Source organism: Streptomyces sp. NPDC006643, from assembly GCF_042870175.1.
In the GTDB taxonomy this organism is placed as follows: domain Bacteria; phylum Actinomycetota; class Actinomycetes; order Streptomycetales; family Streptomycetaceae; genus Streptomyces.
In genome coordinates this window covers 172956-188105 of record NZ_JBIAHA010000003.1, presented here as the reverse complement: position 1 = coordinate 188105, position 15150 = coordinate 172956, and the positions used below count along the sequence as shown (strand labels likewise).

Below are 15150 nucleotides of genomic sequence, written 5' to 3'. Positions count from 1 at the left end.
TCAGCAGTGTGAGGCCGGCCGGGTGGCCGGGGGCGCGCCGTCGCATCCCGCCCCGTTCTGGACGGACAGCACGAGCGCGACGACCGTCGCCGCCACGGCGACCGTCCCCGCCACCGTGGCGGGGACGGTCCGGCGGACGCGTTCGCGCGTCCCGCGACTTCTCGTACGGCCCATGTCTCCCCCGTTGTGGACATGACGACCGTGCCCGTCCGGGGGCGGGGTTCACGACCCCTTGGGCCCGCCGGTGGCGCTCTCGTACGTGAGCCGGGGCGGGACGGTGACATTCCGTACGATGCCGAGTCGCTGCGTCGCACGCGTCAGCGCCACGTACAGATCGTTGACGCCGCGCGACGAGCCGTCCAGGACGGCCTCCGGATCGACCACGATCACCGTGTCGAACTCCAGGCCCTTCGCCTGCCGGGGGTCGATCAGGACCACCGGCCGGGTGAGGTCGGGGGCCACGCCCCAGGAGGCGTCCGGCAGTTCGGCGGCGAGCGCGGGCAGCAGCGCGCCGGGCGCGATCACGGCGAGCCGTCCGTCGGCGCCGTGTTCCGCCGCGTGCGAGGCCGCGTGCTCGACGGCGCTCGCGGCGGCCGTACGGACGATGTCGTCCGGCTTCGCCTCCAGCACCCACGGCCCGACTCCGGTCGAGCGGACCGAGCTCGGGGGTTCGAAGGCCGGGTCCGCCAGCCGCCTGACCTCGGCGGCGACGGCCATGATCTCGGCGGGCGTACGGTAGTTGACGCCGAGCCGTACATGCTCGAAGCGCTCACCGACGTACGGCCGCAGGATCTGACCCCAGGAGTCGCAGCCGGCCATGTCCCCGGTCTGCGCCGGGTCGCCGACCAGTGTCATGGAACGGGACGGGGAGCGGCGCATCAGCAACCGCCAGGCCATGGCGGACAGTTCCTGCGCCTCGTCCACCACGATGTGGCCGAACGCCCAGGTACGGTCGGCGGCGGCGCGCTCGGCGGCGCTGCGGGTGTCGGTCTCCTCCTGGCGTTCGGCGAGGCGTTCGGCGTCGATGAGGTCGTGCGCGAGAAGGACCTCCGCCTCGTCCTCGTCCTTGTCCTCGAACTCGTAGGTACGGGAGCCGTAGCTCAGCTCCAGCACCCCTTGCGCGTACTCGATCCGCTCACGGCGCTCGGCCTCGGCGGCGGCGCGGGCGGCGGCGTCGTCCTCGCCCAGCAGCTCGGCCGCCTCGTCGAGAAGAGGCACGTCGGCGGGGGTCCAGTCGCCGTCGCCGCTGGTCCGGCGCCTGATCAACTCACCGTCCCCGTCCGGCAGATGGGTCGGGTCGGCCAGATAATCGGCGACGAGGTCCCGCGGGGTGAGGGTGGGCCACAGCTCGTCGATCGCGGACTGCACCGCCGGGCTGGTGGCGATCGCCTTGCCGAGCTGCGCGATGTCGGTGGCGTCGAGGAGGTTCGGGCCGCCGTACGGGTCGGCGCCGAGCCGCTCGGTGAGCTGCTCGGTGAGGGAGTCGATGACGGAGAACGCGAAGTGCGGGCGGGCGAGGTTGTGCGGGAGGTCGGCGTTGCGGGCGCGGGCGCGCGCGTCCTCCGCCATCGCCCGGTCCAGATAGAGCGTTCCGTCGTCGTGCTCGATCTCGATGTGCGGATCGGGCACCCGCTGCCGGTCGCGCAGCGCGGAGGCCAGCGCGCCCGCCATCTCGGCGCGCCCCTTGACGGCGGCGGCGGCCGGGGTGTCGGTCGCGGTCGCCCGTACGCCGGGGAAGAGTTCACCGACCGTCGCCAGCAGTACGCCGGTCTCGCCGAGAGAGGGCAGCACCTCGCCGATGTACCCGAGGAAGGCCGGGTTGGGGCCGACGATCAGCACGGCCCGCCTGGCCAGTTGCTCGCGGTGCGCGTACAGCAGATACGCGGCCCGGTGCAGGGCGACGGCGGTCTTCCCGGTGCCGGGGCCGCCCTCCACGACGAGCACCCCCCCGGTGCGGCGCGCGGATGATGCGGTCCTGCTCGGCCTGGATGGTCCGCACGATGTCGGTCATCCGCCCGGTGCGCGCCGAGTCGAGCGCGGCGAGCAGTACGGCGTCGCCGTCCGGGTCCTCGTAGCCGGTGCGGGTGGTGTCGGTGAGATCCATGATCTCGTCGTGGAGGGCGGTGACCCGGCGGCCCTCGGTGGTGATGTGCCGCCGGCGGCGCAGTCCCATCGTGGAATAGCCGGTGGCGAGATAAAAGGGACGGGCCACGGGGGCGCGCCAGTCGATGAGGATCGGGGTGCGTTCCGGGTCGTCCGCCCGCATTCCGATTCGCCCGATGTGATGGGTGACGCCGTCGGTGTGATCGATACGCCCGAAACAGAGTCCGGTCTCCACGGCATTGAGCGTGGTGGCGGTGCCGGAGTACTCGGCGACCCGGATGTCCCGCTCCACCATGGCCTGCCGACCGGTGCTGACCTGCCCGATCGACGTGCGCACGGCGGCTTCGGCCTGCTCCCTGAGCGCGTCGAGACGCTCATGGAGGAGCGAGACGAATTGCTGTTCGCTCTGCAATTCCTCGGTTGACAATTCAGCCCCTGTCCGATACGCTTTGCCCTGTGAGTTGATTTCGGCTTTCTAGGAATGAGAAAGTCGAAACACCAAATATACGCAGAGCAATACCCCGACCGTCAATTCGGTGCGGGGTATTTTTGTGCGCGGGTGGTACGCGGACGGTGCGGGACCGGGCCGGGCCGGGCCGGGCCGGGCCGTGTCAGATGACGTCCTCCAGCTCCTGGAGCAGCCGGCGCTTGGGGCGCGCCCCGACCATCGACTTCACCGGCTCGCCGGCCCGGAACACCAGCAGGGTCGGCATCGCGAGGACGCCGTACCGGTTCATCGTCTCCGGGTTCGTGTCCACGTCCAGCTGGACGACCTTGAGCCGCGCCGCCTCCTCCTCGGCCACGGCGCTGAGCACCGGCGCGAGCTGGCGGCACGGCGGGCACCAGTCGGCGGTGAACTCGACCAGCACGGGGAGGCCGGCCTTCAGCACCTCTTCGTCGAAGGTCGCGTCGGTCACCTCGGCGACGCCCTCTGCCTGGATCATCTGTCTTCTCCCTCGGGAAGCGGGTGGGTGGTCAGCTCGCACAGCGGCACCACCGGTCCGGCGGACCGCACGTCTGGTGGCACGTCCGGTGGCACCTCCTGCTGCGCCTCGGCCCGGGCGAGTTGTTCGCCGACCTGGGCGCGTATCGAACCGAGCCGGCCGATCAGCTCGTCCAGCTCGGCGAGCTTGGCGCGGTACACGTCGAGCGAGCCGGGGCAGGAGTCCCCGGCCGGATGCCCGGCCCGCAGACACTCGACGAACGGCCGTGTCTCCTCCAGCCCGAACCCGAAGTCCTGCAAGGTCCGGATCTGCTGGATCAGCCGCAGATCGTCGTCGTCGTACGTGCGGTAGCCGTTGCCCGCACGGCGGGCGGGCAGCAGACCGCGGGACTCGTAGTAACGCAGAGTGCGGGTACTCGTCCCCGCCCGCTCCGCCAGTTCGCCGATGCGCATGTCAACGACGGTAATCCTTGACCCCGACGTCAAGGCAACGGCCGAGGCGGCTCCCCCGCCGCCAGCGCGTGCCGGACCGCGGCCAGCGCGCCCTCGTCGGTGGCGCCGAGCAGCCGGGCGGCGCTCACGAAGTCGCGGGCGTGCCCGGCGAGCGTGGCCCGCGCGCCGTCGTCGGCGACGCCCGCCGCGCTCGCGGCCACGCGCGTACCGGACCCGCGCCGGCTGTGCACCAGACCCGCCGACTCCAGTTCGCGGTAGGCCCGCACGACGGTGTTGTTGGCGAGCCCGAGGTCGGAGGCGAGTTGCCGTACGGGGGGCAGCCGGTCGCCCTCGCGCAGGCGCCCCACCGAGATCAGATCCGCGAGTTGCGTCCTGATCTGCTCGAACGGCGGGACGGGCGCGCCGGAATCCACCCGGATGGTGAGCCCGCTGGTGGTCATGGTCGCTCCTCGACATGTACGCGCGGCACGAGCAGGGCGACCAGGCACCAGCCGGCCGTCATGGCCGAGACGAACGCGACGGACGCCAGGCCCACCGCACCCAGGTCCCCGGCCCACCCGCCGCACGGAAGGCTGAACACGGCCACGGCCATGGTCGAAGATACGGCGAAGAGCGGCGCGGCCACCAACACGCCCCACGCGCCGACGGTCACCCGCGCCCGGACCCTGCGCCGCTCGTCGTCCCCGGCCCGCGCGGTGACGCGCCGCAGGGTCAGCCCACAGACGACGCTCCCGACGACGAGCCCGCCGAGAACCGGCCACGCGTAGTACGGCCCCGGCCAGGGCCCGGTCACATAGGTGTCCCCCTGACAGCTCTCGACCAGCGCCCGCCCGGCACGCCCCGCCCCGTCGGCGGACGCCGTACCGACGGAGACCCCGAGCAGGACCACCAGCAGCACAGCCTGCACGGCGAGGGACCCGGCGAGCCCACGCGGTATCTGATCCCGCACCCGCCGCGGCACCACCACGGCCCGCCGTACACCCCGCTGCCGCGGATGCACGACGAGATCGGCGAGAAGCACACCGGCGACGGAGCAGAGCCCGAAGACGGGGATGGCGTAGAGGAGATCGACGTCGGCATCGGAACTGAAGGTGACGACCCGGTTGACCCCGACCCCCACAAGGGGCCCGGCCCAACGGAGGAGAGCATCGACCCAGCTCCGCCAACTCCGCACCGGCACAAGGGAGTCGGACATCCGGGCACCCCTTCTCAGAAGGTCGTCAAGCGTATCAGCCACTTGAGACAATCTGCCGCCCCGGACACGAGTGTGTCAACCCCTTGATACACCTGCCCCTGCCCCCTGCCGCTGGCGCGAACCCACCCCTCGCTGGTTGCTCTCCGTAATCGAACGCGCATAATAATGGAACAGCCCTCTCGACCACATCGTGTGGAGGTAGTCATGGCCCGTGCCTGGGAAGCGGATCCGTCCGCGTTATTCGACCGGCGACTCGGCAAGTCGCCGGCAGAACTCGGAAATTCGGACGGCAACGACGAGTGCCCCGACATCTGGCAGCTCGACAACGGCGACATCGCCGTCATCGGCCGTGATCTCACCACCCACTACGCCCCCCACCTCCCCCGAGGCGTCACCCTCGCCCCGGACGAGCGCCTGGTCATCATCCCGGGAAACACCCTTCGCGCGGCGAAGGCGGACATCCCCGACGACTGAGGCATCAGCGTGCGGATCGAGGCGGCGCTCCGGACGGGGTGATGTCACTCGCGGAGCCAGAAGCCCGATCGGCGGACCCAGAGGTCCAGGAGTCGTACGTCGCCCTGGGCCTCGATGGAGTCGTGCGCGGCGGTGCGTCGGGCGTAGAGGAGTAGGAGGAGGTCCGTCAGGGAGGCGCGGACGGTGGTGGTGGCCCGGGTGGGTTCGGGGGCGGTGTGGCAGGTGACCGTTGGGCCCGTCAGGTCGACCAGCCAGCCGTGCGATGTGCCCGGGGCGTGGAAGTGCAGCGTGCGGTCGGGGCCGAGGAGGGGTGGGAGGTCGGGGTGCGGGGCGATGACCTCCGGTACGGTGCCGAAGCCCATCCACTCGTCGATGCCGTCGGCCGCGATGTCGTCCTCGATCGTGAACGGCGCACCGATCGCCTCCGCCGCGTCGGCGCGGTGGACCACGGCCTCGAAGAGCATGCGGCGCGCCCAGAACGCCGTCGTGCCGCCCGGTCCCGGCGTCCACACCCTTTGCGTGGGGCCGGCGGTGCGCAGGGCGGCCGTCAGGTCCGTCGCGCCCTCGGCGACCCAGGCGTCCATCGCGGCGGGGTCGGGGTCGGCGTAGTCGGCGACGTCGTTGACCAGGTCCTCCGGTACGGGTCCGGTGGCCCGGGTGCGTACGACTGTCTCGGCCCAGTGGTGGGTGCCGCCGACGTGGCGCAGCAGTTGGCCGAGGGTCCAGCCGGGGCAGGCGGGCACCGGGGCGGTCAGGTCGGCGCCCTTGACGGCTGACCGCAACAGGTCGGTCTGTGTGGCGAGTTCGGCGCAGTGGCGGTCGTGGCTCAGCGCATTCATGACGGGAGCGTAGTTCGCGGCGGGGTGGGGACGCGCGGGGATTGTCAGCGCGCGGGCGGGACCTCGGGCGGGCGGCCGAAGGCCTGGAGGAAGGTGTCGACGGCGGCTTCGGCCACCTCGCGCAGTTCCGGGTCCGGGATCGTTCGCGTGCCCATCCGGGAGCGAGCCTCCAGCGGGCCGACGAGCAGCGCCATGAACTGCTCCGCGCCCCGCGCCGGGTCGGTGCCGCACAGCCGGCCCGCGAGGATGAGGCGGGCCAGCCGGTCGGCGAGGGCGTCGACGAGGTGGTGCGGGCCGACGGCGGCGACCAGGTCGAGGGCGTCCGGGAACGTCGTGGCCTGCGCGTACAGCAGCCGGCGCAGCGCGCACGAGCGCTCGTCGCAGTGCGACCGCAGCAGGTCGAGGCCGACACCCTCCAGCGTGGCGCGCAGGTCGTCGCCCGGTTCGAGCAGCGGGGTGAGCGCGGCGAGTCGCCGGTCGAGCACGGTGCGGGCCGCGGCCTCCATCGCGTGGCGGAACAGCGTCGCCTTGTCGGTGAGGTGGTTGTAGACGGTGGGCTTGGCGACGCCCGCCGCGTCGGCGATGTCCTGCACGCACGCCTGCGCGTAGCCCCGGCGGGCGAACACGGTGAACGCGCCGTCCAGGATCGCCTGCCGCTTGTCGATCCGTCCGCGTGAGGTGGCTGCCATCCGGCCGATTTTACCCACCGGTTCAGCGATCTGGATTGACTGGTTGCACACGAACGCATCGGATCATTAGATTGAACCTGCTGGTTCATCAGTGTGGCTCTGAGAGGACATCCGATGAAGACCCTCGTGATCACCGGCGGCACCGACGGCATGGGCCGGGCACTCGCCCGTGACTACCTCCGACGGGGCGACACCGTCGTCATCGTCGGCCGCGACGAGCGCAAGGCGAGGACCGTTCCCGGCGCCGTCTTCGTACCGGCCGACCTCAGCCTGATCAGCGAGAACCGGCGCGTCGTCGAGCGGATCACCAACGACTTCCCCGACGTGGACGCCCTCGTGCTGTGCGCCCGCTACTTCCGGGCCACCCGGTGGGAGACCGCCGAGGGCATCGAAGGGGTCTTCGCGCTGGAGTATCTGAGCCGCTATCTGCTCGGCCACGGCCTCACCGAGGGCAGCCGCTCCGGCCCCCGGGTCATCGTCAACGTGTCGGGTCCCGGTGTCCCCGCGGGCCGCATCCACTGGGACGACCTCATGCTCCGCGGCACCTACACCGGTATGGAGGCGCAGTTCCAGGCCGGTCGCGCGAACGATCTGCTCGGCGTCGCGTACGCGGCGCGGCACGCGGCGGACGAGGTCCGCACCCGGTACGTACTCATCAACCCCGGTGGCGTGTCGACCGGCTTCTGCGGCGAGTTCGACGCCGAGACCGCCGCGCAGGTCGAGACGCTGAAGAAGTACGGCACTCCCGTCGAGGAAGGCATCCGCCCGCTGGCCGCCCGTGTCGACGATCCCCCCGCCGCGCCGCTCAGCGCGTACGCCCAGCACCGGCCGATCAGTCTGGACCACCCCTTCTTCGATCCCGGGGACGCCGCCCGGCTCGAAGAACTGACCCGGGCACTTGAGTGAGGACGGCCCCGTCAGCCGTACAACTCCCCACAGGCGGGAGGCCCGATGGACGACGAGAGCGGCGAATCGGCGCTGCCCGTCGACCTGGTGACCATCGCCCGCACCGTCGAGCGCGTACTCGGCCGGGGGCCCGGCCTGCCCGAGCGGTCGTGGGTGGACGCGACGACGCGTCAACTGCAAGGTCAGTTGAGCCTGTTGCTGCTGGAGGACCTCGGCGACACGGACAGCGCGCCCGTACGGGAGCTGCACCGGACCGCGTACCGGCTGCTCGACCGGCACGGGCGGCCGGACGCCGGCACACCGCCGTCGCACGCGTACGCGTATCTGCGGCGGCTCGCCACCGTCACGCGGGCCGTCGCCGCTCTCTACGCTTCGGGAAGTCAATGAGCGGGGGACATTGACGGGCCCTTCGGGTTCATCTAAACAACAGAAGTGAGAGCGCTCTCAGCACTGCGTACCGCCACGGACTGTCTCGGCACCACCACACCGGAGGTGTTCCTTGAGAACGAGCCGCACTCCCCGCGCCCGAAGCGGGCCCCGCACCTCTCACATTCCCCGCACCCCTCTGATCGCCGCCTTCCTCGCGATGTCCGTCGCCGTCGCCGGATTCGTCGGTCTGACGAGCGCCGGCACCGCACGGGGCGACGTACCGCCCGCGCCCGGCTGGAATCTTCAGTGGAGCGACGACTTCAACGGCGGCAACGGCGCGCCGCCGTCCGCCGCCAACTGGCAGGTCGACACCGGGCACGGCTACCCCGGCGGTCCCGGCAACTGGGGCACCGGCGAGATCCAGAACTACACCGCGAACGCCGAGAATCTGAGCCTCGACGGCAACGGGAATCTCAAGATCACCCCGCTCAGGGACGGCGCGGGCAACTGGACCTCCGCGCGCGTCGAGACCAAGCGCGCCGACTTCAAGGCACCGGCCGGCGGCACCCTGCGCATCGAGGGCCGGATTCAGATGCCGAACGTGACCGGCGCCGCCGCGGCCGGCTACTGGCCCGCCTTCTGGGCGCTCGGCGCGCCCTACCGGGGCAACTACTGGAACTGGCCCGCCATCGGCGAGTTCGACATCATGGAGAACGTCAACGGGATCAACTCCGTCTGGGCGGTGCTGCACTGCGGGGTGAACCCCGGCGGCCCCTGCAACGAGACCACCGGCCTCGGCGCCAACCGCGCCTGCCCCGGGTCGAGTTGCCAGTCGGCCTTCCACACGTACCGCTTCGAGTGGGACCGCTCCAGCTCGCCCAACGCGCTGCGCTGGTACGTGGACGACCAGCTCTACCACACGGTCACCCAGGCCCAGTTGGACGCGACGACCTGGGCCAACATGACGGAGCACGCGGGGTACTTCATCCTGCTCAACGTCGCGATCGGCGGCGCCTTCCCCGACGCGCTCGGCGGGCCGACGCCGACGCCGGCCACCGTGCCGGGGCGGCCGATGCTCGTCGACTACGTGGGGGTGTGGACCCGGGGCGGCTCGGGCCCGACCGATCCGCCCACCGATCCACCGCCGTCCGGCTCCTCGCAGCTGTACGCCCGCACCGGCGGCGGCCTCGGTGACGCCACCGGATCGGGCGCGAACGCCACGCTCGCCTCGGCGGGCGGCGGCAACCGCGACGGGACGCCGTACAACCCGCAGGTCTTCACCTCCGGCGGGATCACCCGCGCGTACAACGGCGGCGCGACACAGTTCGACCTCTTCGTCGACGCGGGTACGACGGTCGCCAACGGCCAGCAGGTGCGGGTGAGTTACGACCGTACGGGCGACGGCAGCTGGGACCGTACGGAGACGTACCAGTACTTCGCGACGGACCCGGCGCCCGGCTTCGAGCACTACACACAGGCCAAGGGCCTGAAGGCGTCGACCGGTTCGCACGGCGACCTGGTCAACGGCAAGGTACGGATCGAGGTCTGGAACGCCATCGGCAACGGTGCCAGCACGCTGGGCATCGGCAACCAGTCGGTGGTCCGTATCCCGTACGGCTGAGCCGCACCCGGCCACGGCTGACTCGCAACCGGCGCCGGTTGAGTCGCCGCCCGGCCGAAGGCCACAACACGGGCCCCACTCATGCCACTTGTGGGGCCCGTAGCCGTGCGAACCGGTCGAACGGGGGTACACGCGACCTCCGGGAGCGGATCCACCGGATGTGCTCCGAAGCCGGACGACGGGAATCGCGATGACGCACACGCACGAGGGGCCGCGCACGTGGCAGCGGTGGCTGAACCGCTGGTGGGTGGTGGGCCCGCTGGTCTTCGTCGTCCTGGCGGGCCTACGCCTGCTGCTCGACCGGGACCACGGCATGCTCTCCGCGTTGGTCAACGGGGCGATCTACGGGACGGTGGCCGGGGCGCTCGTCGCCTGGCGCCAGCGCAAGGACGGTCGCGCGCTGGGCCTGGGCCCGGACCGGGTGCACGACCTCGACCGGCGCATCCGTAAGGAGGACGTGCCCGAGGACCCAGAGGAACGCCGGAACATGGCCGTCCTGGTACGGCTGCGTGAGGGGCAGTTGCGCTCGGCCGGCCGGTGGGCCTTCCCCGTGATGGGGGTGTGTCTCGCGCTGGTCGCCGGTCTCCTCCTCGTCCTCGGCGCGGTGGTCCCGGCGGTCGTCGTCCTCGCCGTCGGCGCGGCGTTCGTACCGGTGGCGATGTGGAACCGCCGTCGCCTCTTCGACCGGTTCGCCCGGCTGACACAACGCCTGGACGCAGTCCCGAACCCGAACCCGGGCCCGGACAAGGGCGAGGACAGGGGCGATGACGTGCGCGCCGTCACCGGCCCGCCGGCGGACACGCGCACCGGCCTCGGCAGCGCACACCGCCCCGCATGAGCGTCGACGGCACCACCCCGCGGTGGGCACGACCCGCACCCCTGGCCGCGCTGCTCGTGCTCGTACTCCTGGCGGGCGGTGTCCTGTTGGCCGCGCTGGGCCAGGGGCCGTACACCGCGCTCGCCGCCGTGGTCCTGGTGGTCCTGGTGGTCCTGCTGGTGACCGGCTGCGTGATCCTGGCGCGGTCCATCAGCCGCGCGACCGCCCGCGAGATCGGCCTGCCGCAGGAGCGCCTGCGCGACCTGTCGCGGCGCGCGCAGCAGGAGCGGATCCCGCCCGCCCCCGCCGAGCGGATGGCCATGCGCCGTCTGCTGGCGAAGCAGCGCCTGTCGACGGCCCGGCTGGAGAGGTTCCGCCGGCTCTACGTCGCGCTGGGCGCGCTCTTCGTGGTGCTGGCCGTCGTGCGCTTCCTGGACGGCGCGTTCCTGCTCGGCGCCATGCTGCTGTTCGGGGGCGTGACGCAGCTCTGCCAGCCCCTTCTCGTACGGCGCACCCTGAGCCGGCTGGACCGCGTGGACGCCGCGCTGGACGCGGCCGGGGTGCCGCCGCTGAGCGCCGGGACAGCGCCCCGGAGCCCGCGCCCCAACGCGGAGAAGTGACCGGCCCGTACGGACGTCTCCGTACGGGCCGGTCTTCGCGGGGCCGGGGGAAGGGGGATCAACCCCCGACCTGGGCTTGGGAGGTCCGAGAAATCAGACCTTCGCCGGGCTCTCGTCGCGCGGCTCCGGCGCGCCGGACGAACCGGCCGACGGAGCGTCCGAGCCCTTCGCCAGGCTGGGCGCCGTCTCGGCGTCCCGGCCGTCGTCCGACCCGTGGTCGTCGCCCGACCCGTGGTCGTCGACCAGGGTCTTCTCGTCGAACGGGATCCGCCCGGCCAGTACCTCGTCCACCCTGGCCCGGTCGATCTCCTTCGTCCACGTACCGACGAGGACCGTGGCGACCGCGTTGCCCGCGAAGTTCGTCAGGGCGCGCGCCTCGCTCATGAAGCGGTCGATGCCGACGATCAGGCCCACGCCGTCGACCAGTTCGGGCCGGTGCGACTGAAGGCCGCCCGCCAGGGTCGCGAGGCCGGCGCCGGTGACACCCGCCGCGCCCTTCGACGCGATGATCATGAAGAGCAGGAGCCCGATCTGCTCACCGATGGCGAGCGGGTTGCCCATCGCCTCGGCGATGAACAGCGACGCCATGGTCAGGTAGATCGCGGTGCCGTCGAGGTTGAAGGAGTAGCCGGTCGGCACGGTGATACCGACGACGGGCTTGCTCACACCCAGGTGCTCCATCTTCGCGATCAGCCGCGGCAGCGCCGACTCCGACGACGAGGTGGAGACGATCAGCAGGAACTCGCGCGCCAGGTACTTCAGCAGCGAGAAGATGTTGATGCCGGTGATGACCTTGAGCAGCAGGCCCAGAATGATGAAGACGAAGAGCGCACAGGTGACGTAGAAGCCGATCATGATGACGGCCAGCGACTTCAGCGCGTCCATACCGGTCTCGCCGACCACCGCCGCGATGGCGCCGAAGGCACCGACGGGGGCCGCCCACATGATCATCGCGAGGATGCGGAAGACGAGGCGCTGGATGTGCCCGATGCCGCGCAGGATCGGCTCGCCGGTGCGGCCCATCGCCTGGAGCGCGAAGCCCGCCAGCAGCGCCACGAGCAGCGTCTGGAGCACCTCGCCCTCGGTGAAGGCGGAGACCAGCGTGGTCGGGATGATGCCGACCAGGAATTCGGCGGTGCTCTCGGCGTCGCCCGACACCTGTGCCGCGCCGACGTCCGCCGTCGCGTCGGTGATGTGCAGGCCGGCGCCCGGCTCCAGGATGTTGCCGACGACGAGGCCGATGGCCAGCGCCACGGTCGACATGACCATGAAGTAGCCGAGAGCCAGACCGCCGACCGCGCCGACCTTGGCGGCCTTGCGGACCGATCCGACGCCCAGCACGATGGTGCAGAAGATGATCGGGGAGATCATCATCTTGATGAGGTTGACGAAGCCCGTCCCGATGGGCTTCAGCTCGACGGCCACCCCCGGGGCAGCGAATCCGACCGTGATTCCGAGAATCACTGCGACGATCACGGCCAGATACAGATAATGGGTACGGTCCCGAGTAGCGGCCACGGGTCCTCCTTGACTCGTTTGTCCCTACGCGACCCTCCCGTCCCGAGGGGGTCCCGGCGACTATGGCTCAGCCTGTGACGCCGGTCACCCTTACGTGCATTTCGTTCATACGATTTCGGCCAGGCAGACTTGTGTCATGCAGCTACCCCGTCCCCGCAGCCTCGCGGGCCAGCTCTTCGCGATGCAGGTCGTGCTGGTCGCGGCTGTCGTGGCCGGATGCGCGCTGTTCGCGTACTTCACCGACCGGGCACAGGCCGAGGAGACCGCCGAGCGCCAGGTGACGGCCACGGCGCGCGCCATGGCCGACTCCCCGTCCGTACGGGAGGCCATCAGGTCCGACGATCCGTCCGCCACGCTCCAGCCGTACGCGGAACACGTACGGAAGGACACCGGCGTCGACTTCGTCACGATCATGAAGCCGGACGGGACGCGCTGGACCCATCCGGATCCGCAGCTGATCGGGCTGCCGTTCATCGGCACCACCGGGCCCGCGCTGCTGGGCAAGACCTTCACCGAGACCTACACGGGCACCCTCGGTCCCTCCACCCGGGTGGTGACCCCGGTCAAGGACGACGGGCGGATCACCGGACTGATCAGCGTCGGTATCACCGTGGACCGGATCTCCAGCCAGTTGGAGGAGCAGGTGAAGGTCCTGGCGCTGGCCGCCGGCGGCGCCCTCGCGCTGGGCGGTGTGGGCACGTACGTCATCAACGCGCGGCTGCGCAGGCACACCCACGGGATGAACGCGGGCGAGCTGAGCCGGATGCACGACTACCACGAGGCCGCGCTGCACGCGGTGCGCGAGGGGCTGCTGATGCTGGACGGACGGCGCAGGATCGCGCTCATCAACGACGGCGGCCAGGAACTCCTCGGTCTGGACGACAGCGCCGTGGGCCGCAACATCGACGAACTCGGGCTGCCCGCCCCCCTCGTCGGGGCGCTGCTCGCCTCGGAGCCGCGTGTGGACGAGGTCCATATGACCGCCGACCGGATCGTGGTCGTCAGCACCCGCCCGGTGATCGGCGGCGAGCGGCGCGGTACGGTCGCCACGCTCCGGGACCACACCGAACTCCAAGCACTGTCGGGCGAGTTGGACTCCGAACGCGGCTTCACCCAGGCCCTTCGTTCCCAGGCGCACGAGGCGGCGAACCGGCTGCACACGGTGGTGTCGCTGATCGAGATGGGGCGCGTCGACGAGGCGGTGGAGTTCGCCACGGCGGAGCTGGAACTGGCGCAGGTGCTCACGGACCGGGTCGTCGGCGCCGTGGCCGAGCCGGTACTGGCGGCGCTGCTGCTGGGAAAGGCGGCGCAGGCCAACGAGCGCGGCGTGGAGCTGGTGCTCGCCGAGGACAGCCGGATAGACGACGGGGTGCTGCCGGAGTCGCTCGCGGCGCGGGAACTGGTGACGATGCTGGGCAATCTGATCGACAACGCGATGGACGCCGCCCAGGGCAGCGACGGCGCGCGGGTCACGGTCACCGCGCTGGTCGAGAACGGTGAGCTGCTGCTGCGCGTACGGGACACGGGGCCGGGTGTCGCGCCCGGTGACATGGAGGAGGTGTTCCGGCGCGGCTGGTCGACCAGGGGCGCGGAGCGGGGACTCGGTCTGGCACTCGTACGCCAGGCGGTGCACCGGGCGCACGGCACGGTGGAGCTGACGCCGGGGCGGACCGGCGGGGCGGAGTTCACCGTACGGCTGCCGCTGGGCGAGCGCGACGGAGCGGCGGGAGCAGCGGCGACGGGAACGGTGGCGACGGGTAAGGACCCGGCGACCGCACAGGACGAGGCCGGCGACGGGGTGGAGTCGATGGCCGGTGCCACGACCGACGGTGGGGAGCACGGCCGATCATGACCGGAACCACGGACGACGGCCCCCGTCCCATCCGCGTGCTCGTCGTCGAGGACGACCCCGTCGCCGCCGACGCCCATCAGCTGTACGTGGGGCGCGTGCCCGGCTTCGAGGTGGCCGGCGTCGCCCACTCCCGGGTGGAGGCGGGCCGGCTCCTGGACCGTACGGACATCGACCTGATCCTCCTCGACCTGTATCTGCCGGACGGGCACGGTCTGCATCTGCTGCGCAGTCTGCGGGCCGCCGGCCACCACGCCGACGTCATCGCCGTCACGTCGGCGCGCGATCTCACCGTCGTACGGGAGGGGGTGTCGCTGGGCGTCGTGCAGTACGTACTGAAACCCTTCGCCTTCGCCACGCTCCGCGACAGGCTGAGCCGTTACGCCGAGTTCCGCGCCGCCGCCGGTGAGGCGAGCGGTCAGGACGAGGTGGACCGGGCGCTCGGCGCGCTGCGGGCGCCGCAGCCCGCGTCGCTGCCGAAGGGGCTCAGCGGCCCGACGCTGGAGTCGGTGACGCGCGCGCTGCGCGACGCGCGGGAGGGGCTGACGGCCACGGAGGCGGCGGGCAGGCTCGGTATCTCCCGGATCACCGCGCGCCGCTATCTGGAACATCTGGTGGGCGCCGGGCAGGCGGGCCGCAGTCCCCAGTACGGTCAGGTCGGGCGTCCGGAGTTGCAGTACCGGTGGATCGTCTCCACCCGGTAGCCCCCGCCGGAACCGCCGGAACCGCCGGCACCGCCGGAACCCGGTAGCAC

The 15150-nt window shown here is 71.5% G+C and carries 16 protein-coding genes and 1 pseudogene; 8 read left to right on the top strand and 9 right to left on the bottom strand.

From position 1 onward, the window contains the following. The 6 genes and pseudogenes from ACFYNU_RS05845 to ACFYNU_RS05820 form a co-directional block, all read right to left on the bottom strand. Positions 1-174 (bottom strand): hypothetical protein, encoded by a 174-nt coding sequence (locus ACFYNU_RS05845; protein ID WP_356588118.1) that lies wholly within the window; start codon positions 172-174, stop codon positions 1-3. A 48-nt stretch (positions 175-222) separates the two neighbouring features. Next, positions 223-2530 (bottom strand): annotated as a pseudogene (locus ACFYNU_RS05840) (HelD family protein). 184 nt (positions 2531-2714) lie between these two features. Then, positions 2715-3047, bottom strand: a complete 333-nt coding sequence (gene trxA, locus ACFYNU_RS05835; RefSeq protein WP_356588120.1) for a thioredoxin — start codon at positions 3045-3047, stop codon at positions 2715-2717. Continuing rightward, positions 3044-3499, bottom strand: a complete 456-nt coding sequence (locus ACFYNU_RS05830; protein WP_356588122.1) for a MerR family transcriptional regulator — start codon at positions 3497-3499, stop codon at positions 3044-3046. The genes trxA and ACFYNU_RS05830 overlap by 4 nt, the downstream gene beginning before the upstream one ends. Before the next feature lie 29 nt (positions 3500-3528). Then, a complete protein-coding gene (locus ACFYNU_RS05825) occupies positions 3529-3939 on the bottom strand; it encodes a GntR family transcriptional regulator (protein WP_356588124.1) in 411 nt (136 codons plus the stop codon). After that, on the bottom strand, positions 3936-4694 hold the full coding sequence (locus ACFYNU_RS05820; protein ID WP_356588126.1) for a hypothetical protein: 759 nt from the start codon (positions 4692-4694) through the stop codon (positions 3936-3938). The genes ACFYNU_RS05825 and ACFYNU_RS05820 overlap by 4 nt, the downstream gene beginning before the upstream one ends. Before the next feature lie 204 nt (positions 4695-4898). On the opposite strand from ACFYNU_RS05820, the gene ACFYNU_RS05815 reads away from it, so the two are divergent. Beyond that, entirely contained in the window at positions 4899-5168 is a 270-nt protein-coding gene (locus ACFYNU_RS05815) for a hypothetical protein (RefSeq protein ID WP_356588128.1), read from the top strand. 44 nt (positions 5169-5212) lie between these two features. Here the strand turns inward: ACFYNU_RS05815 and ACFYNU_RS05810 are convergent, their stop codons facing one another. Both ACFYNU_RS05810 and ACFYNU_RS05805 read right to left on the bottom strand, forming a co-directional pair. Then, positions 5213-6007 (bottom strand): maleylpyruvate isomerase family mycothiol-dependent enzyme, encoded by a 795-nt coding sequence (locus ACFYNU_RS05810; RefSeq protein WP_356588130.1) that lies wholly within the window; start codon positions 6005-6007, stop codon positions 5213-5215. 44 nt (positions 6008-6051) lie between these two features. After that, positions 6052-6696 (bottom strand): TetR/AcrR family transcriptional regulator, encoded by a 645-nt coding sequence (locus ACFYNU_RS05805; protein WP_356588132.1) that lies wholly within the window; start codon positions 6694-6696, stop codon positions 6052-6054. Positions 6697-6810: 114 nt separating this feature from the next. Here ACFYNU_RS05805 and ACFYNU_RS05800 point away from each other — a divergent pair, with 114 nt between their 5' ends. The 5 genes from ACFYNU_RS05800 (at position 6811) to ACFYNU_RS05780 (ending at position 11029) form a co-directional block, all read left to right on the top strand. Beyond that, entirely contained in the window at positions 6811-7602 is a 792-nt protein-coding gene (locus tag ACFYNU_RS05800; RefSeq protein ID WP_356588134.1) for an SDR family NAD(P)-dependent oxidoreductase, read from the top strand. A gap of 45 nt (positions 7603-7647) precedes the next feature. Next, entirely contained in the window at positions 7648-7989 is a 342-nt protein-coding gene (locus tag ACFYNU_RS05795; RefSeq protein ID WP_356588136.1) for a DUF6415 family natural product biosynthesis protein, read from the top strand. A 199-nt stretch (positions 7990-8188) separates the two neighbouring features. Continuing rightward, on the top strand, positions 8189-9592 hold the full coding sequence (locus ACFYNU_RS05790) for a glycoside hydrolase family 16 protein (RefSeq protein WP_356588138.1): 1404 nt from the start codon (positions 8189-8191) through the stop codon (positions 9590-9592). Positions 9593-9782: 190 nt separating this feature from the next. Continuing rightward, positions 9783-10430 carry a hypothetical protein gene (locus tag ACFYNU_RS05785; protein ID WP_356588140.1) on the top strand — a complete coding sequence of 216 codons (648 nt, stop codon included), beginning with the start codon at positions 9783-9785 and terminating at the stop codon, positions 10428-10430. After that, a complete protein-coding gene (locus tag ACFYNU_RS05780) occupies positions 10427-11029 on the top strand; it encodes a hypothetical protein (protein ID WP_356588142.1) in 603 nt (200 codons plus the stop codon). Before ACFYNU_RS05785 ends, ACFYNU_RS05780 begins: the two co-directional genes overlap by 4 nt. Positions 11030-11122: 93 nt before the next feature. On the opposite strand, the gene ACFYNU_RS05775 is transcribed toward ACFYNU_RS05780, so the two are convergent. Further along, a complete protein-coding gene (locus ACFYNU_RS05775; RefSeq protein WP_356588144.1) occupies positions 11123-12547 on the bottom strand; it encodes a cation:dicarboxylate symporter family transporter in 1425 nt (474 codons plus the stop codon). Between the two features lie 136 nt (positions 12548-12683). On the opposite strand from ACFYNU_RS05775, the gene ACFYNU_RS05770 reads away from it, so the two are divergent. Together ACFYNU_RS05770 and ACFYNU_RS05765 are read left to right on the top strand one after the other, a co-directional pair. Further along, complete coding sequence (locus tag ACFYNU_RS05770) at positions 12684-14399, top strand: sensor histidine kinase (RefSeq protein ID WP_356588146.1); 1716 nt, start codon at positions 12684-12686, stop codon at positions 14397-14399. Next, a complete protein-coding gene (locus ACFYNU_RS05765; protein WP_356588148.1) occupies positions 14396-15100 on the top strand; it encodes a response regulator in 705 nt (234 codons plus the stop codon). Before ACFYNU_RS05770 ends, ACFYNU_RS05765 begins: the two co-directional genes overlap by 4 nt. The last annotated feature ends 50 nt before the right edge of the window (positions 15101-15150 follow it).

Excerpts from the sequence above, each read along its gene's own strand:
- ACFYNU_RS05845 (WP_356588118.1), bottom strand. The coding sequence starts at position 174 with ATGGGCCGTACGAGAAGTCGCGGGACGCGCGAACGCGTCCGCCGGACC.
- trxA (WP_356588120.1), bottom strand. The coding sequence starts at position 3,047 with ATGATCCAGGCAGAGGGCGTCGCCGAGGTGACCGACGCGACCTTCGAC.
- ACFYNU_RS05830 (WP_356588122.1), bottom strand. The coding sequence starts at position 3,499 with ATGCGCATCGGCGAACTGGCGGAGCGGGCGGGGACGAGTACCCGCACT.
- ACFYNU_RS05825 (WP_356588124.1), bottom strand. The coding sequence starts at position 3,939 with ATGACCACCAGCGGGCTCACCATCCGGGTGGATTCCGGCGCGCCCGTC.
- ACFYNU_RS05820 (WP_356588126.1), bottom strand. The coding sequence starts at position 4,694 with ATGTCCGACTCCCTTGTGCCGGTGCGGAGTTGGCGGAGCTGGGTCGAT.
- ACFYNU_RS05815 (WP_356588128.1), top strand. The coding sequence starts at position 4,899 with ATGGCCCGTGCCTGGGAAGCGGATCCGTCCGCGTTATTCGACCGGCGA.
- ACFYNU_RS05810 (WP_356588130.1), bottom strand. The coding sequence starts at position 6,007 with ATGAATGCGCTGAGCCACGACCGCCACTGCGCCGAACTCGCCACACAG.
- ACFYNU_RS05805 (WP_356588132.1), bottom strand. The coding sequence starts at position 6,696 with ATGGCAGCCACCTCACGCGGACGGATCGACAAGCGGCAGGCGATCCTG.
- ACFYNU_RS05800 (WP_356588134.1), top strand. The coding sequence starts at position 6,811 with ATGAAGACCCTCGTGATCACCGGCGGCACCGACGGCATGGGCCGGGCA.
- ACFYNU_RS05795 (WP_356588136.1), top strand. The coding sequence starts at position 7,648 with ATGGACGACGAGAGCGGCGAATCGGCGCTGCCCGTCGACCTGGTGACC.
- ACFYNU_RS05790 (WP_356588138.1), top strand. The coding sequence starts at position 8,189 with ATGTCCGTCGCCGTCGCCGGATTCGTCGGTCTGACGAGCGCCGGCACC.
- ACFYNU_RS05785 (WP_356588140.1), top strand. The coding sequence starts at position 9,783 with ATGACGCACACGCACGAGGGGCCGCGCACGTGGCAGCGGTGGCTGAAC.
- ACFYNU_RS05780 (WP_356588142.1), top strand. The coding sequence starts at position 10,427 with ATGAGCGTCGACGGCACCACCCCGCGGTGGGCACGACCCGCACCCCTG.
- ACFYNU_RS05770 (WP_356588146.1), top strand. The coding sequence starts at position 12,684 with ATGCAGCTACCCCGTCCCCGCAGCCTCGCGGGCCAGCTCTTCGCGATG.
- ACFYNU_RS05765 (WP_356588148.1), top strand. The coding sequence starts at position 14,396 with ATGACCGGAACCACGGACGACGGCCCCCGTCCCATCCGCGTGCTCGTC.